This window comes from Nocardiopsis yanglingensis (genome assembly GCF_045809185.1).
GTDB classification, from domain to species: Bacteria; Pseudomonadota; Gammaproteobacteria; order Xanthomonadales; family Xanthomonadaceae; genus Stenotrophomonas; species Stenotrophomonas yanglingensis.
Window position 1 is genome coordinate 130229 of the sequence record NZ_JBJNRH010000003.1, and the last position, 18932, is coordinate 149160.

The following is an 18932-nucleotide window of genomic DNA, read 5'->3' on the forward strand; positions in this document are numbered from 1 at the left end:
CTGATGCCGGCCGTGACCATCCAGGTGCACTGCGCCGACATGGGCGCTGCTGCCGACCGTGGCCTGCTGGAGCAATGCCTGGAAGGGCGCCAGCACGCCGCCAAGCACCTCACTGACATGCTGCGTCAAAGGCTCGCCGAACTGCTGCAGCAGCCCTGGCTGGCTGATGGCGCGCTCACGCACCCGCAGTGACTGTGGCTCCACGACCAGAAGCACGCCGTATGGCTGGATGGCACCGGGCGTATGAATCGGTTCGCGCGCACAACGGGACTGGGCAGTGTCGTGCGTGGACTCGGCAGAAGGCATCAAGGGCGGGACTCATGATTCGTGGATGGCTGGAATGGCCCAGCGTCGCATCCGGTATGCATGGATGGTGAAGCAAAATCGTGCATTCGCATACCAGCACGTGCGCGTGAAGAACGTTTCATTCAAACCTGAATTCTTCATCTGGACATTCCAACAGCACTTGCATGTTTCGCGAAAGGTACATGTGCGCTGCACGCGCGCTCGACACCGACTTGCCTAGGGTGAATGCACATTCCTGAGTGACCACGTCCCGTGAACCTGCAGACCTTGCCTTCAACGCCATACCGCATGCTTGCCGACAGTTGCCAGTTTGAGCTGCTGGATGTGGATGCGTTGCAGGACCCGGCCAGTGGACGCCTGCTCCACCTGTACTCGCTGGTTGCGCGGTGCATGAGCTGCGAAACGGTGTTCAGGGCCGAGGAGGGGCAGGGGCTGGTCAGCCACACTGCGGCGCGCGTGGTGCGATGCCCCACAGGTTGTGGCCAGCAGGCGTTCAAGCCGGCGTTGCTGCGTGCATGGCAGCCGCGCCGCGTCGCACAGGCCTGAGCGCACTGAGACTGGCTCACAGCAACCCGGGATTGGCGCGCCACACCGCGAAGTTCAGCGCCGAGGCGAACGATATCCAGGCCAGGTAAGGCAGCAGCATCACCGCCGCACCACGATGGATGCGGGCGAAGGCAACGATCGTTGCGCACACCAGCGTGATCAGTGCCAGGATGTCGACGAAGGCCAGCGCGCCCAGCTTCCAGCCGAAGAACAGCCAGCTCCATAGCGCATTGACGGCCAACTGCAGCAGATAGAGCGTCAGCGCCGGTTGTGCACCTCGCCAGCCGCGCTCACGCCAGACCAGCCATGCAGCAACAGCCATCATCGCGTAGAGCAGGCTCCATACCGGGCCAAACACGCTGGCAGGCGGTGCCCACGCGGGCAAGGCGAGGGTGGCGTAGAAGCTGGCGGCGGATGTCGATGCCCATGCGCCGACTGCCGCCGCCGCAAACGTGACCACGCCCCATCCCAGAAGACCCATAACCTGTGAACGCCGCTTCATTCCGTGCCGCTCCATCCTGCGTTTACCCGCTCATACGAACGGAGGCGGCAAATGGATGCAGCCCCAGGGCGATCAGTCTGAAGAGCTCGTGGCGCTTCCACTTCCGCCAGCTGGCAACAGCGAAGGGCGTTGATCGAACCATTCGCGCGCCTTGGCCAGATGCCACTGCCGCTGTTCGCCATCAAGCTCGATGCCCGCTCCCAGCAGCCCCCAGCGCAGGTAAAGATCGCCACGCTTGCGCTGCTCCAGAAGATCCAGCCGCGCACGTACCGTCAGGCGATCATTCTCGGCCTGCAGCCCGTCGATCAGCAGATGACCTGGACGCCAGCGCAACGTGGCCTGTGCATCGACCTGGCCGGAGTCAAGCAGTGAGAGCGTCCAGCGCGGGTAGTCGGTGCGCTTGGCGAACACCGCCAGCAAGGGGCGTGCATCGCTCAGGGTCAGATCGGTGGTGGCGTCCACCTGGAACGGGGACTGCGCGTCGATGCGGCCCCGCTTGAACACAGCACGGCCTTTCCACGCGCTGCTGGAGTCGGTACCGGCCACCTGCACATTGCGCAGTTCCACGGTGGTGCCGGACAGATCGAAATGGCGCTGGTTGAAGTCCCCGCGGCGAAGCGTCGCGTTCACGTCGACATCGCCGCCCATGTCCAGGCCTGCAACCTTCGCGCTGGTGTTGCGCCCCCGCAGGCGCGCGGTGCCATGGCCGACGCGGCCATCGGTGTCGAGCGTGGCGTCGCCGCTGAGGCTGCCGGTGCCACGCAGCAGGCGCACCTGTTGAGAGCCAAGGTAGCGGTTGTAGACGGCCAGGTCAGGGATGGTCGCCTCGCTGAAACGCAACCGTGCGCGAACGCCCTTGCGCAGTTCCTGCAGGCGGCCATCGCCGGTGAGGTCCACGGCCAGGTCACGCCCGTCGAACAGCCGCACATCCTTCGCATCGCTTGGGCGCGCGGTGAAGCGGGGCAGCCGGATCGCCAGCTGAGCCTGAGTGGGGGTGGCGGCCTTCAGCTCGCCATGCGCACTGGCCGTGCCGGCCAGGCGCACGCCAGCGACCTCGGCCACGGCGGCAGCCGAAGGAATGTCCACGGTGCTGCCTTCGATCAGTTCGCCATTGCGCAGGCGCAGATCCGCCTTCAGCGTGCCGCCGCCGTCCAGCTGCAGCCACGGTTTGCGCACGAACAGGGCAGGGATCCAGTTGAGCGAGGTGAAGGTCCATTCGCCACGCACGGTGCCGGAGCTGCGTTCCAGCAACTGGGCAGGGTGCTGGAATGGAATCTCGCGCCCGGTGATGTGCAGGTCGGCATCGATGCCGGCGGCCGAATCCGGGCGTGGCGGCAGGCGGGCCTGCAGGCGCAGATCGTTGGCCACATTGAGCTGCAGGGCCAGCACACCGCGATCGGGCGCGCCATCGCCGAGGAAGAGCGGCACCTGCCAGAGCGCGTGGTCACCGGGTTGCAGTTGGCCGTTGATCATGTGAACTGCCAGTTGCAGGCGTCCGGGCACGGGCGCGCTGGAGATCTTTGGCGTTGTGGCGTCCGTATCCATGCGCAGGCCCTGGCTGCGCGCGTCCACCTCAAGTTGCGCATGCAGCAGCTTCAACTTGGCCAGGCCGGGCGCCTGGTCGCGATAGTGGCGCGGATAGCTGAAACGCGCAGTCAGATTCATGTCGCCCAGCAGCTGCACGCCGTCATAGCTGGTATCTGCATTTCTGAACGAAACCTCGGAATCGAACAGTTCGGACGGGCCGCCGCGCAGCTGCTTGAGGAACCCGACCGTGCCCTGGCCCTTGCCGATGATCAGCAGCTTGCCGAGCCGGGCACTGCGAATGCTGTCGCTGTGGATGGCGTCGAAGCGCAGGGTCCAGCCCTGGTCGCTACGCGGCGGTGACGGAATGGCGTCCTCGACGCGACTGATCTCGGCCGACACGCCAGTGGCCTGCAATCGCGGAACCCTCACTTCGCGGCGGAACAGGGGCAGGACCGCCAAGCGAGCGCTGGCACGCTCGGCGTGCAGTACGTAGACGGTATGGTTGACGTGACCGCGCATATGCACGTTCCACGCGATCACATGGCCGGGCAGCAGCGTGATGGCCGGGCCAGTCGTCATCACGAACTTGTGCGGCTTGCGGTTGGTGACCTGATCGAACAGCGGGGTGTTGAGGAAGATGTTGCCGGCCAGCAGGTAGAGAACGTACACGCCCAGCAGGATGTAGCCAGCGACGCGCCATCGGCGGAGCCGGTGCGGGATGCGCGCGGAAGTAGGGGGCATGTACTGCTCTAAGGGCCGGAATTCACTCAACTATTGCCGAACCGATGGCGGTGGCGCGTGAAGCGGGTGCGGGGCACTTGCTGGATTCTGCTAGTGTCCGCCTTGCCCGCTACGCCGATCCGCGAGGAATTGCATGGAAATCCGAGCCTCCACCGCCGGTGACTTCGACGCCATGTGGGCGATCTTCAAGGCCGCTATCGCGGCCGGGGACGCACTGCCTTTTGGCCGCACATTCGAGGCCGAAACCTTTCGAAGTCATTGGTTCGGGCTGCAGACAGCCGATGTGGCCGTTCTGGAAGACCGGGTGGTTGGAATGTACAAGATGGGCGCCAACTATCCAGACCTGGGCGCGCATGTGGCCAGCGCTACCTATGTGGTCGATCCGCTGACGCAAGGGTGTGGCATCGGGCGGGCGCTGGTGGCGCACAGCCTGGATCGCGCCAGATCGGAGGGGTTCCTGGCCATGCAGTTCAATTACGTGGTCAGTACCAATGCGCCAGCGGTTGAGCTGTATCGAAAGTTGGGCTTCGCCGTGGTCGGGACGCTGCCGGCGGCGTTCCGGCATCGGTCGCTGGGGTTGGTTGATGTATATGTGATGCACCGGTTCCTGTAGACAGCGATATCGCTGTCCATCGGCTTCGGTGCGTCGGGCGGAATGGGATTGAAATGCCGTGGCGATGTGTATCGCCGACGGCACAGCTATCAGGCGAAGACGCGCTCGATGTCCTGCTGGGCGTGCCGCAGTGCCTGTGCACGCGCATCGTCGCCCATTGCCAGACCTTCGGCCCGGATGAACTGCAGGTCGGTGACGCCCAGGAAGCCGAACAGGCTGGTCAGGTAGGTTTCGTGATGATCCATGACCGCGCCAGGCGCATCACCTGCATACATGCCGCCGCGGGTGGAGGCGATCAGCACCCGCTTACCGCCCGCTAGGCCTTCGGGCCCCTGTGCGGTGTAACGGAAGGTCCTGTCGACAATCGCGATGCGGTCGATCCAGGCCTTGAGCTGGCTGGGAATGCTGAAGTTGTACATCGGCGCACCGATGACGACGACATCGGCCTGCAGGAAGGCATCCAGATCGTCGGCACCGAGCGCCACGTCCTGCTGCAGTGCATCGGCTTCGATGGGCGTGCCCTGGGCGGCGGCAAGATGGGATGGGGCGAGGTGGTCGACCGGTGCCAGGGCGAGGTCGCGGTAGGTCACGCTCACGTCGCCATGCTGCTGGCGGGCAGCCTCGATGAGCTGGGCGGTGAGCTGGCGGCTGACCGACTGCTGGCCCAGGATGCTGGAATCAATGTGCAGGAGCTTCATGGCGGTTCTCGTAGTGGAGGTAGGACGGGCCCGGCGAACGCACTGCCATGGGCCACGGCTGCACTTTATTTCCGCGCATTGGGCCCCACTAGCCGGTCGCAGCGGATTTCATTCGTCCACGGATGGGGGCAATCCCTCTGCGGGTGGATTCGTCCATGAATGGACGGGTGTATTCCCCCTGGGTCGGCTAGTGGGCGGTGGTAGGGGCACCTAGAGTGCGTCCCGCTGGCAGTGATGATGTCGTCGTTCCTGCCGCTGCCACCGTCCCTCTTCTTTCAACACACCTCCAGGAAATGCAGACATGTCCACTTATTCCACAACCACCTTTGGCGCCTCGTCCTCCACCCGCCTGCAGGGCGCAGTCGAACTGCTCGGCCGCCTTCTGCTGGTCGCACTGTTCCTGCTGTCGGGATTCGGCAAGCTGAGCGCCTACGAGGCCACGGCAGGTTACATGGCCTCGGTCGGTGTCCCCGCGCTGATGTTGCCGCTGGTGATCCTTGCGGAGGTCGGTGGCGCGCTGGCGATCGCAGCGGGTTGGCAGACCCGGCTGGTCGCCATGTTGCTTGCCGGCTTCACCTTGGTCACCGCCTTCCTGTTCCACAACAACTTCGCTGACCAGACGCAGATGATCATGTTCCTCAAGAATGTCTCCATTGCCGGTGCATTCCTGATGCTGGCCGCCAACGGCGCAGGCCGGTTCAGCCTGGATGCGCGCAAGGCCCGATGAGGGCAGGGCGCTGCGCCGAGCGCGGCGACACCATTTGCAACACAATGCAAGGGCCTCCGTACCGGAGGTCGTGTGCATGGAGACCGCGGGTGATCGACCTCAATGATGTAGCCCTGTTCGTACAGGTGGCCAAGGCCGGCAGCTTCGCCGAGGCCGCGCGCCGCGTCGGCATGCCCTCCAATACCGCCAGCCGGCGCATCCAGCAGCTGGAGGCGCAGCTGGGTGTCCGGCTGCTGCATCGGTCCACCCGCAAGTTGACCCTGACCGATGCCGGTGAGGGCTTGTACGCACGCAGCGTTGAGCAGATCGAGGCGCTGGCGGACGTCACCCAGGAGCTTTCCGAGGGAAGCGAAGTGCCGGTCGGCAAGGTGCGTGTCGCCGCGCCGGTGGACTTCTTCAACTGGTTCCAGCTGGAATGGGTGCAGTCGTTCCTGCAGGCCCATCCCAGGGTCCGCCTGGAGTTCGTGCTCAATGATGCGCGCGCCGACCTGGTCGCTGACGGCATCGATGTTGCGATTCGTGCAGGTGCAGTCACCGGGCCAACACTGATCGCGCGCCGGGTGGGCAACAACCGTGCCGTGCTGGTGGCCAGCCCGGCTTACCTGGAGGCACGGGGAGCGCCCAGCGCACTGGAGGACCTGTCCACGCACGATTGCATCGCCGTGCCCTCGGGCTCAGGGCGCACGCAGTGGCGCTTGATGGGGCCGGATGGCCCCGCTGAGGTCGAAGTGCGCGGGCGATTCAGCGCCAACTCGGCCTTGGCCTTGACCAAGGCCTGCGTGGCCGGCATGGGCATCGCGCTGCTGACCGAGGCGATGGTGGCGCAGCCATTGCGGGATGGGCTGTTGGTGCAGGTACTGCCCGACTACAGGATTGATGGCCTGGAACTGTTCGTGGTTTACCAGAGCCGGCGGCAGCTGCCTCGCGCCGCCAGCGCGTTTGTCGAGTTCGCCACGACCCATCTGGTGCAGGGGCAGCTGGTGGACGCCTGAATCGGGCGGTAGCTGTTTCGGCGCCTGGCAGCGATTGCTCCAGCCGTGGAGAGGTGAAATCCGATCCGACCGGCTACTGCCGTGCGTGGCCGGCGCCTACCTTGGATGTACGACGCCGTCGCGTCGTTCGAAAACGACTTCCAAGGAGACCACGCCATGCTTGCCGTCCACCCTTCCGAATCCACCGCGATCTCTCCGGTCGCCTCCGTGCGCCGCATCGTGCATCGCACCCGCGGCCGCAGCCACGGACCCATTACCCGGCTGGTGAGTCCTTCCGACCTGGGCGAGCGCCTCAAGCCGTTCGTCTTCCTCGACCTTATCGATGCCCGCGATCTTTCGCGCTCCCAGGCCCCTGCGCTTGGCCTGCATCCGCACTCGGGCATCGCCACGCTCACCTGGCTGCTGGAAGGGGCGGTCGACTACGAAGACGACCAGGGGCGCCAGGGCAGTATCGAGGCCGGCTGGATGGAGTGGATGCAGGCCGGCAGTGGCGCCTGGCACGGGGGTGGATTCGGTGATTCCGATCGCCTGCGCGGTTTCCAGTTGTGGCTTGCACTGCCGCCGGTACTGGAGCTTGGGGCGCCCTTCAGCCGTTACTTCTCTCCTGGCGAGATCCGCAGCGAAGGTCCGGTGACCGTATTGCTGGGAGCGTACGGCACGGCCCGCAGCCCCATCGATGCCCCGGCACCGATCAACTACTTTTCGGTGAAGCTGGCGGCAGGGGATTCGTGGCGGTTCCAACCGCCGCCGGGACATGACGTGGCCTGGGCCGCGGTGAGCGTGGGCTCGCTGCGTGTACCCGAAGCGATCGGTGCAGGTGAACTGGTGATCTTCGAGGAAGGCGGTCAGGAGGTTGCGTTCTTCGCCCGTGAGGACACCGAGTTCGTGTTCGGTACCGCAGCACAGCATTCGTATCCGCTGGCAACGGGCTACTACTCGGTCCATACCAGCCTGCAGGCACTGGAGGCGGGTGAAGCGCGTATCCGGGAGCTGGGGGAGCAGATCCGGGTGGCGGGAAGCGCTGGCTGATGGAGCCGGCTCTGGAGCAGGGCAGGAGGGTGGGGCCCGGCTATCGTGAGTGGCCGCTACTGCTGCCGCGCACGAAGGCCGCTGCCAGCCGCAGTGCATCGTCGCTGCCGCGATCACCGCGAAGCGCGTGGACCAGTCGACCGGGCGTGACGCCGGTCCAGCGCACCAGGTCATGCGTGGCATGGGCCTGGTCGCTGTAGCCGTGGCGCGCTGCGGCGGAGGCGATGCTGGTGGCTTCTCCATCCAGCGTGTGCAACAGAGCCTGCAGCCTGCATACACGGGCATATTCTTTCGGGGTCATGCCCACGGCCGCCAGAAAACGCGACTGCAAGCCACGCAGTGATATGCCCAGCCGCCGCGCCAGTTCGGCGATGCGCAGGTCGCCTTCCGCTGCATCCAGTTCCGCAACGGCCTGTTCGATGCGCTCGTCCAAAGTGAAGCTGGCACAGCATTCCCGCAGCACCTGCCATAACGGCTCGGGCGTGCCGCTTGCCGCGCTGGCGCGAGCGGCCGCACTGAAGGTCTCGGCAAAGGAGGCATCCAGTGTGTACAGGTCCGGCGCCTGGTCGCGAAGCCCGGGTAGGTGGACGCCGGCAATCAAGGCACTCGCCGCCGGCTGCAGCCGCACGCCGATGCAGAACACCGGGCCGACGGCCCGCAGACGAATCGGGCCGCATTGCTGTGCGGCGAAACAGAACGGCAGATCGGAGCGGATCCGGCCGTCTGCCCCATGCAGATGCATCGGCACGCCCAGTTCCGCCAGCAACTCGCAGCGGCCATCGGGATAGATGACCTGCACGTCATTGCCGGGGGCTTCGTCCCGCAGCCACCAAAGGCACTGGACATGACGGCGCAGGTCGTCGGGGGCAGGGTGCTCGCGGTAGTCCATGTGGCATCGGACGCCATCCTGCGCGTTTTTACAAGCGCCCCCGGGGCTGGCGCGCTAGCCTGCGTCCAACCGATCCAGGAGGTCAGGGCATGTTGAAGTCGACGTTGGTGGTGCTCGGCGCAGGGCTGGCGTTGGGAAGCAGTGCCGTCACGGCTGCACCGGCCAGGTTCGACTGGCTGGCCGGGCACTGGTGCGGCGGTACCGAGGAGCGCGGGCTTGAAGAGGTGTGGCTGCCCGAGGCCGGCGGAGCGTTGCTTGGCATGTCGCGTACGTTGAGCCAGGGTGGCATGGCGTCATTCGAGTACATGCGGCTGGTGCCGGCAGGCAAGGCGGCCGGCTTGCATGTGCAACCCAACGGCGTGGCGCCGACCACGTTCGTCATTGCCGACCACGGCGAGAACTGGGTGGTGTTCGAGAACCCGCAGCATGACTTCCCGAACCGCATCGAGTACCGGCGCGATGGCGCCGAGCTGAAAGCCAGCATTTCCGGGCCGGGGGAGGATGGGAAGACCCTGCGGATTCCGTTCGACTATCGGCGCTGTGGTGGTCAGGGGGAGGTGGGGTAGGGGGTGAGCGGTCCGGCCCCCGATTGTGCTGGTGACGCTGTCGGTCCATCCTCTCGAGCGCAAACCTGCTCTCACTTGGCGGCAGGCGTTCGACCTCACAGAGGCCCCGTAATGACTGCGGCGACCAGATTCCAGCTCCTCGCACCACCGGCGCAACGCACGCTCGTGATAAGCATCCTGGTGCTCAGCTTGGTGGCCTGGGTGTGTACGGCCGCCGTCCTTGCCATCGGCGGCCGGCCTGATCCATCCAGGCTCCGCCCTGTGGCACCTTTGATTGACGGGCCGTGGAAATTTCACGTCGGTGACGATCCGCGCTGGGCGGGTATCGTGTTGGATGATTCGTCCTGGGAAACACTCGACCTGAGCGCACCGGCCAGCAGCATCGACGGCGACGTGGGACTGCCCAACTATGTCGGCGGATGGATGGCACACGGTCACTCCGGGTACCAGGGATATGCCTGGTACCGGCGCTCGCTTGTGATTCCAGAGGGCGACCGCGTATGGGACATCCTCGGGCCTACCGTCGTGGAGGATGGCTACGAGCTGTACTGGAACGGCAAGCGCCTTGGGGGCTCAGGCAGGCTAGGGGAGTCGCCTCGTGTCGTGGGTACGCGACCGATGATCTTTTCGCTTCCCTCCGATGCGGCAGGCACGCAGGGTGTGATCGCCATAAGAGCATTCATGCAGCCTGGCAGCGTTGCCGGCCCCGCGAGCGGCGGCATCCACGTGGCCCCGACACTAGCTCCGCAGCCAGAAAGCCGTGAGCTGTATCGCGTGCAATGGTGGCGTAGCGTCGCGGGCTACATTGTTGAAGTGGTCGAGCCGCTTGCGATGGCCATGGTGATCGTGTTGGCGCTGTCGTTGAGGCAGCTCAGCAGCCACCAGTCGTTCATCGCCTTCGTTTGCGTCGCGCTTCTGCTCTCTGCCGTGAAGCGGCTCGACAACGCGATCGTCTCCTGGACGGATCTGCTCAGCCTTCCTGCCTACACATGGTTGAACAATGTGCTGTGGATGCCGCTCAGCCTGGCGGCATGGGCGCTGGCGTGGAATCGCTGGGCGCTTCCACCTTCGCGGGGGATCGATGCTGGTAGCCTTGTTCTGGCGGCTCTGGGGATTGCCGGAGGCGCTATGGGGGCGGCCTGGGGCACACAGGTCTTCCGCCTCGGCACACTCGCGCTGCTCGTGCTTGTCGCCGCGCGGACAGCCCGCCATGGGCCAATGCGCGGCATGGCACTGACCGTGCTGCTGGTAATTGCCGTATCGCAGTACACGAGCGAACTCGGCTCGCTGGGGGTTCCAACGATCTGGTTCCCGTTCGGGATTGGCGTGACGCTGACCCAGTATGTGTATGGAATTGCCATCCCGCTGCTGGCGGTGTTGATCGTGCGGACGGTCGCGACGGCTAAAGTGGTTCCTGGGAGGCGGCAGTGAAACGGATGCCGGTGACAGGGGACCAGCGGTGTGGCCACATTGATTGCGAGGGTTGGCCAGATTCCCATCAGGCTCCATGCCAGGGCAGGAACTCAGGGACTGGGCGGGAGCCGTCTCGGCCCTCAATGGCTAGAACATAATATACATACCGCCGTTGTCGGCAGCGCTAACCGCCTGAATTTGGGCGGTTTTTGCGTTTGCGAGACCTGGCATCGACAGCGCTACCAGCGCGACGACCGCAGCCGCCGCGCTCATTCTGTCCAGCATGAGGCGCCAGAGAGCCCGCTCGGTTGCCGACTGCGCCCGTTCTGCGTGGATCAATGCAATCCACAGCGGTCCATCCAGCTTTCCGAGGGCGCAAAGCTGCGCAATTCGCTCATCCGGGATCGGATTCCGGCCAGATCGCCATGTACTGACCACTGCGCGGGTCAGTCCCAGCCGCTGAGCTAAAGCATTGTCGGACGGGAAGTTTCCGGCTTCCCGGACCTTGTCAAGTAGATCGTTGACGCTGCTCATGTATGCGATTCCGTTGACATGCCGTTTGCGGATCACTATACATCGCCCCTGTATGCAGGTTTGCATACACCCGCTACCGGCACCCCAAGGCCGTTGGCGGGTTCCCTTGGGGCGGGGCTTGGGGGAAGGGCAGGGCAATGGATGCGACCGTTCTAGGTATCGTGGGGATGTGCTTGATCGCGGTGATCGTGGGCTTGGCCCGGATCACGGCTTGGTGGTTGGACCGGCGTGAGTACGCCGCTGGTCAGGGGGCACGCCAAGCGATCGCCATTGCCCAGGCAAGCGCCGAGGTGCGCCGATGATCTTCCTGATCCCGCTTGTTCTCGTGGCCATCTTCTGGTGGTTCAAACACGTCCGCAGCGGCAGGGGGCCATTCGAATGAGTGACCTCAAAACCTATTCGGTCATTGTCGGTGGCTGGATTCTGATCGTCGTTTTCATCGCATGGCTGCGCGCCCGCGAAGGGCGACAGAAGTGAGCCTCTTGCTCGACCGCCTTCATCGGTGGATCTGGCGTTTGCCCGCGTGCAAGCCCGGTCATTGCTGCTGCCGCCGCACGTGCATTTGCATCATTCAGGAGCCGACCGAATGAGCGGCGGAACCTGCAAATTCTGCGGGAACATCAGCGTCCACCTGTTCAAAGGCGGCCTCTGCTACGAGTGCAGCGAAAGCGACGTGCGCGTGCCTGTATCGGCGACGCCGGTTGATCGCCGCTCACCCGAGCTAGCTGCATTCGACGCGGCAAACGCACGCGCCTACGGCGCCCAGCGTCGTGCTGAGCTGTTCAATGAGAAGAACGCCGCGCACGGATTCTCGGCGGCGGCCGGAGGCCGTCGCCTTGGGCTTGTCCATTCTTCAACAAGTGACACGCGGCGCGTGTCACTCACTCTCGATCCGAATCACATTCGCGGACTGCGACTGAAGAAGTCGCTGATTACCGGAGCAAGGCTTCATGACCAAGAGGCGAAACAAGGCTCGTTCCGTGGCGCGTGGTACATGCTCACCACGACTTACCGAAACGGAAGTGACGCTGGCCCTCGTGACATTAGCGAGACACTTAAGCGCATCCGGGGCTTCTTCAATCGAGCTGTCCGATTGCGCTACCGGGGATACCGTCCGCGTTTCCGTTACCTCTGGTGCGGTGAACTCACTAAAGCCGGGGTTCCCCATTACCACGTCTTGATCTACATCCCTCGCGGGATTTTCTTGCCCAAGGCTGACAGGGCAGGGTGGTGGCCTCACGGCCATACCAAGATTGAAAAAGCCCGCAATGCAGTGGGCTATCTGGCGAAGTACGCCAGCAAATTTTCCCCCGACATGCTCGCGTCGTTCCCGAAGGGATTTCGGACCCATGCCATCGGTGGACTCAACACGGAATCGAAGCGTGAACTGCGTTGGTGGAAAGCACCTAAGGCAGCACGCGATGCACTCGGCGTACTTGCCGACATCCGCAAAGCCCTGGGCGGCTACGTGGACAAAATCACCGGCGATTTCTGGCCCTCGCCGTGGAAAGTGATCACCGACAGGGGCCGGATCATCGTATGGAAATTGGAGATACCCGCATGAGCAAGATCATCATCCGCACCGCCACCGTCACCCCGCGTCAGATCAAGCGGAAGGACGGCAGCACCATGGTTTTCCGCGAACAGTCCGCTGCGATCATGAAGGATGGCGAGGACTTTCCGCATCCGTTCCGCCTCGGTCTGGACGATTCACAGGCCCCGTATCCGGCTGGCGAGTATCAGGTTGATGCGTCGAGCTTCAACGTGGGTCAGTACGGTGATCTGATCGTCGGTCGCCGCCTTGTGCTGGTTCCTGTCGCACCTGCTGCGACTGCAGCCGCAGCCGTCTCAGCCAAGGCCTAAGTCATGGCGCGGTACGTCTACGAATGCCTGCAATTCAATCAGCAGACCGGCACCTGTGAGCAGGCTGGATTCGTGCCGCGCACCGATATTCCCGCACTTACCACTGCCGAGGTGTCGGGAATCCTGTCCATGGTTGCGGTGTGTTTCGCCGTGGCATGGGCATACAAGCAAATAGGCAGAACCATCCGTAACTAGTGAAAGGGGAACACCATGGAACTCGACGCAACCGCCGCATTGACTGTTCTGCAAGGACTGGCCGCTGTCCTGGGCACCATCGGCGCAGCAAAGCTCGCACCGGCCGCAATCTCGGTCGGCTTCAAGTGGATCAAGGGCGCGATCTTCGGTTGATCGCGGTAACACGGGGCCGGGCAATCCGGCCCCTTTTCTATGGGGGATTCGTGATGCTGGGTCTATTCGTTCTCTGCGCCGGCAGTGCCGCGCTTTACATCGCCTTTGGTGATTGATGATGGGACTGTTCCTTCGCCTAGCGGTGTTCGCGTTGCTGATTGGCGTGTCCTCGCAGGCGCTCGCGGATGATCAGGGCGAGGCGTATGCAAAGTGTGTTCAGCAACTTGCGAAATTGACTGGTGAACGGATCGTTGACCGCCAGTGCGTGGTTGAGATTTATACCGGTGGCGCGTTTGGCGGCGCATATCGAGCGAAATACCGACTCAGGACTGATAGTGGTGGTGTTAGTTCACAGATTCAGAGCGGCCCGGACTTCAACTGGATTAAGGCATGCAGCGTCCGACCGGAAGAGCTTGGTTGGGAGGGCGGCGCGACAGCGGCATCGGTGAACGCCTGTCACAAAGGCTGCATGTATTCCAGCTCGCTCGACCCGCTAGGGGTGGCGGGTTTTAGCTACACACCCACGGGTGGCATCTGTACGGAGTCCGATGCTCCAGCGCCAACGCCAGCAGGTGATGGCGGCGGGGATGATGGTGGTGGAACTGGCGGTGAGACGGGTGGCGGGGATGGTGACGGCGGGGGCGACGGCGGGGGCGACGGTGATGGAGGTGGGGATGGTGGCGGCAACGGCGAGGGCGGTGGAAATGGAGATGGTGACGGTGATGGCGGCAGTGACGGCGGGGAAGATGGTGACGGTGATGGCGATGGCGATGGCGAGAATCCTAGCCTCCCCGAGAACCCTACGTATCCCGGCGACGTGCCAATGCCCTACATGGACCCACCGATTCCGAGTAGCTACTTAGGGCAATGGTCTAGTGGTCTTGGTGGTGGTTCCTGTCCCGCTGCGAAGGTCATCACTGTTGGCGTTGGACCTGTCTCTACTACCGTCAGTTTTGAGTTCAAACCGCTCTGCGATTTCGCGCTGATGATCAAGGGCTTGGTCATCGCCTGCGCCGCGATCGCAGCTGTATATATCGTTTCTGGAGTGCGCAAATAATGCCGTGGTTAGCAGCCTTCCTTGTCCAGCTTCTGGGCAACTCTCTCGCCCGTGTTCTCACTGGCGCTGGCCTCGGTCTCGCAACAGGCGCAGCCCTGTTGCCGCTTGTGAAGGGCGCACTGAACCTCATCACCCAGAAGTGGTCAGGCATCGCGGCCGATCTCGCCAATGTGATGCTCATGGCCGGGGCAGGGGAGGCCATCACCATGATCGGTTCCGCAATCGTGACCAAGGTTGTCATTGATGCGGGCAAGGTCGCCGTACAGAAGGCAGCTTCCAAATGATGTATCTAATCTCGGGGCAACCCGGCAATGGCAAGACCTTGCGCGCGATGTCGATGGCGCTTGAGTTCTACGAGCAGAACCAGCAGCAGGTAAAGGAAGGCAAGGCGCAGCCGCGCCGATTCTTTACCAACATCGCGGGCGCCACAGTAGAGGAGGGCGCAGACGCTTTCCCGTGGATGGAGAAGCTGCCCGAACACAACGACTGGACACAGCTTCCGGACGGCTCTTTCGTGATCTACGACGAAGCGCATTCCGATGGCAACACTCAGGGGCTGGAGCGTTACGGCAAGCTGTTCCCGTCGACCGGAAAGCCAGGTGAATCCGATGATCCTCGCATCCGCGCTATGTCGACACATCGGCATCGCGGTTTCGATCTTGTGTTCGTCACGCAATGGCCGAACAAGATTCACCATCAGGTGCGCACTCTCATCGGTTCGCACACGCACATGAATCGTTCGTTCGGCATGCAGCGGGCAGGCGTCCTTACGTGGTCGCGCGTCCAAAGTGACCCGTACGATGAGAAGGTGCGCGACAAGGCCGAAGAGGAAATCTGGGCTTACCCCAAAGCGCTGTATAGCCGCTATCGCAGTGCGACGCTGCACACGGCCAGCCACAAATTCAAGGTTCCTACGAAGGTCTGGCAGGCGCTGTCCGTCACCATTGCGCTAGTCCTTGGTGTCTGGATGATCTACGCGTTCATCATCAAACCGCCATCGGCACCAAAGAAGGTGGATCAGGGGGCCGGTGCTTTGCCGGCGGCTGGAGCCCTGGCGCCCTTGGGCGCGGGCGTGCCGGCGGCACGGCCCCTCAACCGTGAGGAGTACATCGAACGTCACAAGCCGCGGATTGAGTTTCAGCCGTGGTCGGCACCCGCCTTTGATGATCGCAGCGTTCAATCGCAGCCTGAGTTGTATTGCATGGCATCTGGCACCACCGAGCAGGACACAACGTGCACGTGCGTAACAGAGCAGGGCACTAAGGCCAAGATTTCAATCCCGGTATGTGTGGCGATCGCACGCGATGGCCCGGCTTACAATCCCTACCGCGCTCCCCGTCAGCAGTCCGAACCCGTTCGGGAAGAAGAATCCCGGAGTATTGCGAAGGCCGCTTCAACGGATTCGCCAGAGGCGGCCGCGCACGCGCTGATTGAGGTTGGCAAGCGTCCTATGGGCACATTCCCAGAGACGCCACCGTACCCGGCAAGCTTCTAACGTGACGCATCACGGGCGCAGGTCGAAGACACCTGCACCCATCCGTTCTCAACTCTGCGGAACGTTTGACCATTGATGCATCGGTGTCCTGCAGGCAGGACCTTGGGGGCTTCCGCTCGGCCCGCAGCTTCGCGCTGCTGGCGCACCTCATCGAGCGACATGCTCTGGCCAATCTGCCGGGTAAGCTGCTCAATGGCGCGTTCCTGTTCTTTCATGGCCGCGTGTCCTGCGATGCCCAGGACACCGCATGTGGCAAGCAGCAGAGCGCTGCCGCCTACGAACACCCCTAACGCCACCTTCCAAACCAATCCCGTCGAATTCGCCATCTATGGCACCCCCAAGTGATCCAGCGGCCATTCTACGGGGTGTAGGGGCGGCGCCCCTACGGAAGCGCCTCACACGCGCTGGCGTGGTCTCGGCCCCGGCAGCGGCAGGACACCCTCAACAGGATCGGCGTCAGGACCAGCCATCACCGTGGAAGACCGCTTTGCGCGGCGATGGGCAACCTCAGCCAGGTCAACGATGCCCGCACGCCCGAATGGCCGTTTCTGGCCGCCTCGGGCAATCTCCATCATGCGGCGCCATTCCTGCGCTTGCGCGGCCAGCAGCGACAGCCACGCAAGATCCTGCGGCTCCAGCTCACGGCCCTCGGGAGTGACCAGTCGGCCACCCTTAAACGAAAAACCGGCCCAAGGGCCGGTTAGGTTGCGATCACGCACAATCAGGCTCCATGCCACAGCAGGGCTGGGGATCGAGGCAAGATGCGTGCCAGCCACCCCCGGATTGCTCTGAACATAATATACATTATGCGAAATCGCGTATCCGTCGAATCTGGGCCTTTGTTGGATCCGCGTGGCAATGGCTGGGCCTCTGGCTCGGCTCTTGCCTGCGCCCTCAGACCCCGGCCAAGGATGAGATCGCGGCATGATCGTGTTCGACCCGCACCACCGTATCGACTTGACCGGCCCTTGGGCCGGTTTTTCTTTCCTAGGCGACCGCCTGATCACGCCCGAAGGTCGTGAGCTACTGCCCGAGGATCTGGCCTGGCTGTCGCTCACCGCCTGCCAAGCGCAGGAATGGCGTCGGATGATGGAAGCTGCACGCTCGGCACCGTCGATCGACAGTTCCAGAAATGGGCATAATCGGCACGCCAGCATTCGTCATCATCCTGCCACTGTTGTCAATCTGCGGGACGTTGTGAGCCAACGCAAACAGCGTTCGGCGGTGGCGATGGCCGGCCCTGACGCCGCACCACCTGCAGCAGACCTACCGGCACTGGGGCCAAGGCGCCACGAGCGCGTGTGAAGCGTTTCTCGTAGGGGCGCTGCCCCTACACCCCGATTCATTGCTCGCGGCAACGCAGCCATTCGCCCTTGGCATTTCGCAACTGTTCCCAGCCGTTGTTTAGGCGGCGCATCGCAGTGCCCCCCATGCAGGCAGCGCCCAGCTGCTTTGCCTCAGCGCTCCCGTAGGCTGGCATGCGCACAATCTCGCTCGATGGCGTTGGTATGCCTTGACGATGCGCCTCGCTCTGGATCAAGGATCGTTCAATGTCAGCGCAATAGAGCCGAATGCGCGGATCGAGGTGCTGCTGGCATTTCAGCGGCTCAGCGCCAAGATTGCTCGCCTTCGGTGTTGGCGGCACGTACCTGGGCACTGGTTGCGATCCGGTTGCCGAGCGTAGTTGTTGTGCATGCGCAGGTGCCCACAGCAGCAGTAAAGCCAGAACTAGGCCTGATCGAATGTCCATTTCGCCCCCAAGGTTCGGGGGCATGGTATCCCATTGCGAAAATCAGAAGCTCGCCGGATAAGGCGGCGTCTCTGGGAACGTACCCAACGGGCGCTTCCCAACTGCAATTAGAGTGCTCCCGTTCGCCGCGGCGGTGGTCGGCTGTGTCTCGCTCGCGCTCGTCACAGGCGACCCCGCCGCAGCCTTTATGCGCGCGGTCGTAGCATCGGACTGCTCGCCAAACGGGTCTACGGGCCAAGTCGTGGCAATGATCTCGTGCCCCTTAGCGCTCAGCAGCACGCCAAATTCGGTGCGTTTAACCGACCACCCCAGCGCCCACAACTGCTCAGTGGTGAATCGATCAAGCACCTGACCGCCGCCCGTAGCCCGAAACTCCACAATGTCGCGCTGCCCATACCAGCCGGCATGCCGCGCCCTGGCATTGGCCGTCATGTCCAGCACGTACTGCACGCCTGCTGGAAGGCGCTCCTTCTCCTTCGCAGGCTCAGCCACCTTTGTCACCACTGTTGCAGGCTGAGAGCCGGGGGCGTGGGCAATGGCCGGAATCGCGGCCTTCTGCGAAGCAACAACGCCTTTAATCTTGTCTGTACCGCCCGTGGTGCCATCTGCGATAAAGAACCGCCCCAGCATTACGACGCCGACAATCAGCGCGAGCGCCATAAGGATTGCCGGACCGCGCAGGGTCTTCCACAGGGTGCGCGTGTTCCCCTTGTAGACCTCATTGGATTCAATGCCCGGCTGCACGCCGTGGTAGAGCTCCCAGATGGCCGGGTCGTACTTGCGGACCTCTGTGCCCACCGTTTCATATTTGCCGGTGCCAGTGGCCGCATAGAACCGCACCGAATATCGCTGATCGGACCCCAGCGCGTCGAGCTTGGTATACGTGTTCTTCTTCGCCATGCGGCGGATGATCAGGCGATGCAGGTCTTTGCAGTCCTGCGAGATGATCACCATGTCCAAGCTGATATGGCCGTGCTTGGCGAAGAAGTTTGCAGCGCGCTCAGGCAGATTGGCGCGATTGGTCGGCCAGTACTCGTGCGCCTCATCGATCACGATCAGTGCGTGCTTCTCGATGTGTGGGAACGAAATGGCGCCATCGTTGTCGGTGTCGCATACGCACCAATCAACCACTTCCTTGTCGCCCATCACATGCACCAGCTCGCGCACCTCTTCTTCAGGCATGCCCAGGTGGGCAGCGATCTTATCGAGGCTCTCCCCTACCCCGTTTAGACGCACGTAGACATGTCGCTTCGCCCGCAATGCAGGAAGGATGTGATGCAGAACCGCCTCGTAGCTCTTGCCGCTGCGCGGCAAGCCTTCATGGCCGAAGATCATT

At 63.4% G+C, this 18932-nt stretch carries 23 protein-coding genes and 1 pseudogene; 16 read left to right on the forward strand and 8 right to left on the reverse strand.

The window, feature by feature from the left end; translation table 11 throughout:
* Positions 1–12 precede the first annotated feature (12 nt).
* A pseudogene (locus ACJ7C5_RS06470) lies at positions 13–306 on the reverse strand (hypothetical protein); the annotation flags it as partial.
* A gap of 288 nt (positions 307–594) precedes the next feature.
* Here ACJ7C5_RS06470 and ACJ7C5_RS06475 point away from each other — a divergent pair.
* Positions 595–852 carry a hypothetical protein gene (locus ACJ7C5_RS06475; protein WP_412703372.1) on the forward strand — a complete coding sequence of 86 codons (258 nt, stop codon included), beginning with the start codon at positions 595–597 and terminating at the stop codon, positions 850–852.
* A gap of 16 nt (positions 853–868) precedes the next feature.
* On the opposite strand, the gene ACJ7C5_RS06480 is transcribed toward ACJ7C5_RS06475, so the two are convergent.
* Positions 869–1354 carry a TspO/MBR family protein gene (locus tag ACJ7C5_RS06480; protein ID WP_412703373.1) on the reverse strand — a complete coding sequence of 162 codons (486 nt, stop codon included), beginning with the start codon at positions 1352–1354 and terminating at the stop codon, positions 869–871.
* Between the two features lie 72 nt (positions 1355–1426).
* Entirely contained in the window at positions 1427–3622 is a 2196-nt protein-coding gene (locus tag ACJ7C5_RS06485; protein ID WP_412703374.1) for a hypothetical protein, read from the reverse strand.
* A gap of 133 nt (positions 3623–3755) precedes the next feature.
* On the opposite strand from ACJ7C5_RS06485, the gene ACJ7C5_RS06490 reads away from it, so the two are divergent.
* Positions 3756–4235, forward strand: a complete 480-nt coding sequence (locus tag ACJ7C5_RS06490) for a GNAT family N-acetyltransferase (RefSeq protein ID WP_412703375.1) — start codon at positions 3756–3758, stop codon at positions 4233–4235.
* An 89-nt stretch (positions 4236–4324) separates the two neighbouring features.
* On the opposite strand, the gene ACJ7C5_RS06495 is transcribed toward ACJ7C5_RS06490, so the two are convergent.
* Positions 4325–4933 (reverse strand): FMN-dependent NADH-azoreductase, encoded by a 609-nt coding sequence (locus ACJ7C5_RS06495; protein ID WP_412703376.1) that lies wholly within the window; start codon positions 4931–4933, stop codon positions 4325–4327.
* 301 nt (positions 4934–5234) lie between these two features.
* On the opposite strand from ACJ7C5_RS06495, the gene ACJ7C5_RS06500 reads away from it, so the two are divergent.
* The 3 genes from ACJ7C5_RS06500 to ACJ7C5_RS06510 all read left to right on the forward strand — a co-directional run bounded on the left by ACJ7C5_RS06500 (position 5235) and on the right by ACJ7C5_RS06510 (position 7681).
* A complete protein-coding gene (locus ACJ7C5_RS06500) occupies positions 5235–5660 on the forward strand; it encodes a DoxX family protein (protein WP_094001428.1) in 426 nt (141 codons plus the stop codon).
* Between the two features lie 89 nt (positions 5661–5749).
* Positions 5750–6652 (forward strand): LysR family transcriptional regulator, encoded by a 903-nt coding sequence (locus ACJ7C5_RS06505; protein ID WP_412703377.1) that lies wholly within the window; start codon positions 5750–5752, stop codon positions 6650–6652.
* A 156-nt stretch (positions 6653–6808) separates the two neighbouring features.
* Positions 6809–7681, forward strand: a complete 873-nt coding sequence (locus ACJ7C5_RS06510) for a pirin family protein (RefSeq protein WP_412703378.1) — start codon at positions 6809–6811, stop codon at positions 7679–7681.
* Positions 7682–7721: 40 nt separating this feature from the next.
* Here ACJ7C5_RS06510 and ACJ7C5_RS06515 read toward each other — a convergent pair whose 3' ends face one another.
* Positions 7722–8570 (reverse strand): helix-turn-helix domain-containing protein, encoded by an 849-nt coding sequence (locus ACJ7C5_RS06515; RefSeq protein WP_412703379.1) that lies wholly within the window; start codon positions 8568–8570, stop codon positions 7722–7724.
* 89 nt (positions 8571–8659) lie between these two features.
* Here ACJ7C5_RS06515 and ACJ7C5_RS06520 point away from each other — a divergent pair, with 89 nt between their 5' ends.
* Positions 8660–9136: a DUF6265 family protein gene (locus ACJ7C5_RS06520; RefSeq protein WP_412703380.1), complete on the forward strand. Its 477-nt coding sequence runs from the start codon at positions 8660–8662 to the stop codon at positions 9134–9136.
* A gap of 111 nt (positions 9137–9247) precedes the next feature.
* Positions 9248–10567 carry a hypothetical protein gene (locus ACJ7C5_RS06525; protein ID WP_412703381.1) on the forward strand — a complete coding sequence of 440 codons (1320 nt, stop codon included), beginning with the start codon at positions 9248–9250 and terminating at the stop codon, positions 10565–10567.
* A gap of 129 nt (positions 10568–10696) precedes the next feature.
* Here ACJ7C5_RS06525 and ACJ7C5_RS06530 read toward each other — a convergent pair whose 3' ends face one another.
* Positions 10697–11083, reverse strand: a complete 387-nt coding sequence (locus ACJ7C5_RS06530; RefSeq protein ID WP_412703382.1) for a DUF3693 domain-containing protein — start codon at positions 11081–11083, stop codon at positions 10697–10699.
* A 586-nt stretch (positions 11084–11669) separates the two neighbouring features.
* Here ACJ7C5_RS06530 and ACJ7C5_RS06535 point away from each other — a divergent pair.
* The 8 genes from ACJ7C5_RS06535 to ACJ7C5_RS06570 all read left to right on the forward strand — a co-directional run bounded on the left by ACJ7C5_RS06535 (position 11670) and on the right by ACJ7C5_RS06570 (position 16136).
* A complete protein-coding gene (locus tag ACJ7C5_RS06535; RefSeq protein WP_412703383.1) occupies positions 11670–12647 on the forward strand; it encodes a rolling circle replication-associated protein in 978 nt (325 codons plus the stop codon).
* The gene (locus ACJ7C5_RS06540) at positions 12644–12946 is read left to right on the forward strand and encodes a single-stranded DNA-binding protein (protein ID WP_412703384.1); all 303 of its coding nucleotides are present in this window, start codon (positions 12644–12646) and stop codon (positions 12944–12946) included. Before ACJ7C5_RS06535 ends, ACJ7C5_RS06540 begins: the two co-directional genes overlap by 4 nt.
* A 3-nt stretch (positions 12947–12949) precedes the next feature.
* On the forward strand, positions 12950–13141 hold the full coding sequence (locus tag ACJ7C5_RS06545; protein ID WP_100450043.1) for a hypothetical protein: 192 nt from the start codon (positions 12950–12952) through the stop codon (positions 13139–13141).
* 15 nt (positions 13142–13156) lie between these two features.
* Entirely contained in the window at positions 13157–13294 is a 138-nt protein-coding gene (locus ACJ7C5_RS06550) for a major capsid protein (protein ID WP_412703385.1), read from the forward strand.
* Positions 13295–13409: 115 nt separating this feature from the next.
* Positions 13410–14351, forward strand: a complete 942-nt coding sequence (locus ACJ7C5_RS06555) for a virulence factor TspB C-terminal domain-related protein (RefSeq protein ID WP_412703386.1) — start codon at positions 13410–13412, stop codon at positions 14349–14351.
* Positions 14351–14635, forward strand: a complete 285-nt coding sequence (locus tag ACJ7C5_RS06560) for a DUF2523 domain-containing protein (RefSeq protein WP_100450045.1) — start codon at positions 14351–14353, stop codon at positions 14633–14635. The genes ACJ7C5_RS06555 and ACJ7C5_RS06560 overlap by 1 nt, the downstream gene beginning before the upstream one ends.
* A complete protein-coding gene (locus ACJ7C5_RS06565) occupies positions 14632–15846 on the forward strand; it encodes a zonular occludens toxin domain-containing protein (RefSeq protein WP_412703387.1) in 1215 nt (404 codons plus the stop codon). Before ACJ7C5_RS06560 ends, ACJ7C5_RS06565 begins: the two co-directional genes overlap by 4 nt.
* Before the next feature lie 83 nt (positions 15847–15929).
* Complete coding sequence (locus ACJ7C5_RS06570) at positions 15930–16136, forward strand: hypothetical protein (protein ID WP_125429204.1); 207 nt, start codon at positions 15930–15932, stop codon at positions 16134–16136.
* Between the two features lie 105 nt (positions 16137–16241).
* Here the strand turns inward: ACJ7C5_RS06570 and ACJ7C5_RS06575 are convergent, their stop codons facing one another.
* Positions 16242–16565 (reverse strand): DUF3653 domain-containing protein, encoded by a 324-nt coding sequence (locus ACJ7C5_RS06575; RefSeq protein ID WP_412703388.1) that lies wholly within the window; start codon positions 16563–16565, stop codon positions 16242–16244.
* Between the two features lie 205 nt (positions 16566–16770).
* Between ACJ7C5_RS06575 and ACJ7C5_RS06580 the strand changes: the two genes are divergently transcribed.
* A complete protein-coding gene (locus tag ACJ7C5_RS06580) occupies positions 16771–17151 on the forward strand; it encodes a DUF3653 domain-containing protein (RefSeq protein ID WP_412703389.1) in 381 nt (126 codons plus the stop codon).
* Positions 17152–17638: 487 nt separating this feature from the next.
* Here ACJ7C5_RS06580 and ACJ7C5_RS06585 read toward each other — a convergent pair whose 3' ends face one another.
* Entirely contained in the window at positions 17639–18931 is a 1293-nt protein-coding gene (locus ACJ7C5_RS06585) for a zonular occludens toxin domain-containing protein (protein WP_049406720.1), read from the reverse strand.
* Position 18932: the final 1 nt, after the last annotated feature.

Bases quoted from the DNA above. Each gene is read 5' to 3' on its own strand.
- ACJ7C5_RS06475 (WP_412703372.1), top strand. From the start codon at position 595: ATGCTTGCCGACAGTTGCCAGTTTGAGCTGCTGGATGTGGATGCGTTG.
- ACJ7C5_RS06540 (WP_412703384.1), top strand. From the start codon at position 12,644: ATGAGCAAGATCATCATCCGCACCGCCACCGTCACCCCGCGTCAGATC.
- ACJ7C5_RS06565 (WP_412703387.1), top strand. From the start codon at position 14,632: ATGATGTATCTAATCTCGGGGCAACCCGGCAATGGCAAGACCTTGCGC.
- ACJ7C5_RS06495 (WP_412703376.1), bottom strand. From the start codon at position 4,933: ATGAAGCTCCTGCACATTGATTCCAGCATCCTGGGCCAGCAGTCGGTC.
- ACJ7C5_RS06580 (WP_412703389.1), top strand. From the start codon at position 16,771: ATGATCGTGTTCGACCCGCACCACCGTATCGACTTGACCGGCCCTTGG.
- ACJ7C5_RS06555 (WP_412703386.1), top strand. From the start codon at position 13,410: ATGATGGGACTGTTCCTTCGCCTAGCGGTGTTCGCGTTGCTGATTGGC.
- ACJ7C5_RS06545 (WP_100450043.1), top strand. From the start codon at position 12,950: ATGGCGCGGTACGTCTACGAATGCCTGCAATTCAATCAGCAGACCGGC.
- ACJ7C5_RS06525 (WP_412703381.1), top strand. From the start codon at position 9,248: ATGACTGCGGCGACCAGATTCCAGCTCCTCGCACCACCGGCGCAACGC.
- ACJ7C5_RS06535 (WP_412703383.1), top strand. From the start codon at position 11,670: ATGAGCGGCGGAACCTGCAAATTCTGCGGGAACATCAGCGTCCACCTG.
- ACJ7C5_RS06485 (WP_412703374.1), bottom strand. From the start codon at position 3,622: ATGCCCCCTACTTCCGCGCGCATCCCGCACCGGCTCCGCCGATGGCGC.
- ACJ7C5_RS06490 (WP_412703375.1), top strand. From the start codon at position 3,756: ATGGAAATCCGAGCCTCCACCGCCGGTGACTTCGACGCCATGTGGGCG.
- ACJ7C5_RS06520 (WP_412703380.1), top strand. From the start codon at position 8,660: ATGTTGAAGTCGACGTTGGTGGTGCTCGGCGCAGGGCTGGCGTTGGGA.
- ACJ7C5_RS06500 (WP_094001428.1), top strand. From the start codon at position 5,235: ATGTCCACTTATTCCACAACCACCTTTGGCGCCTCGTCCTCCACCCGC.
- ACJ7C5_RS06530 (WP_412703382.1), bottom strand. From the start codon at position 11,083: ATGAGCAGCGTCAACGATCTACTTGACAAGGTCCGGGAAGCCGGAAAC.
- ACJ7C5_RS06480 (WP_412703373.1), bottom strand. From the start codon at position 1,354: ATGAAGCGGCGTTCACAGGTTATGGGTCTTCTGGGATGGGGCGTGGTC.
- ACJ7C5_RS06585 (WP_049406720.1), bottom strand. From the start codon at position 18,931: ATGATCTTCGGCCATGAAGGCTTGCCGCGCAGCGGCAAGAGCTACGAG.
- ACJ7C5_RS06550 (WP_412703385.1), top strand. From the start codon at position 13,157: ATGGAACTCGACGCAACCGCCGCATTGACTGTTCTGCAAGGACTGGCC.
- ACJ7C5_RS06560 (WP_100450045.1), top strand. From the start codon at position 14,351: ATGCCGTGGTTAGCAGCCTTCCTTGTCCAGCTTCTGGGCAACTCTCTC.
- ACJ7C5_RS06515 (WP_412703379.1), bottom strand. From the start codon at position 8,570: ATGGACTACCGCGAGCACCCTGCCCCCGACGACCTGCGCCGTCATGTC.
- ACJ7C5_RS06510 (WP_412703378.1), top strand. From the start codon at position 6,809: ATGCTTGCCGTCCACCCTTCCGAATCCACCGCGATCTCTCCGGTCGCC.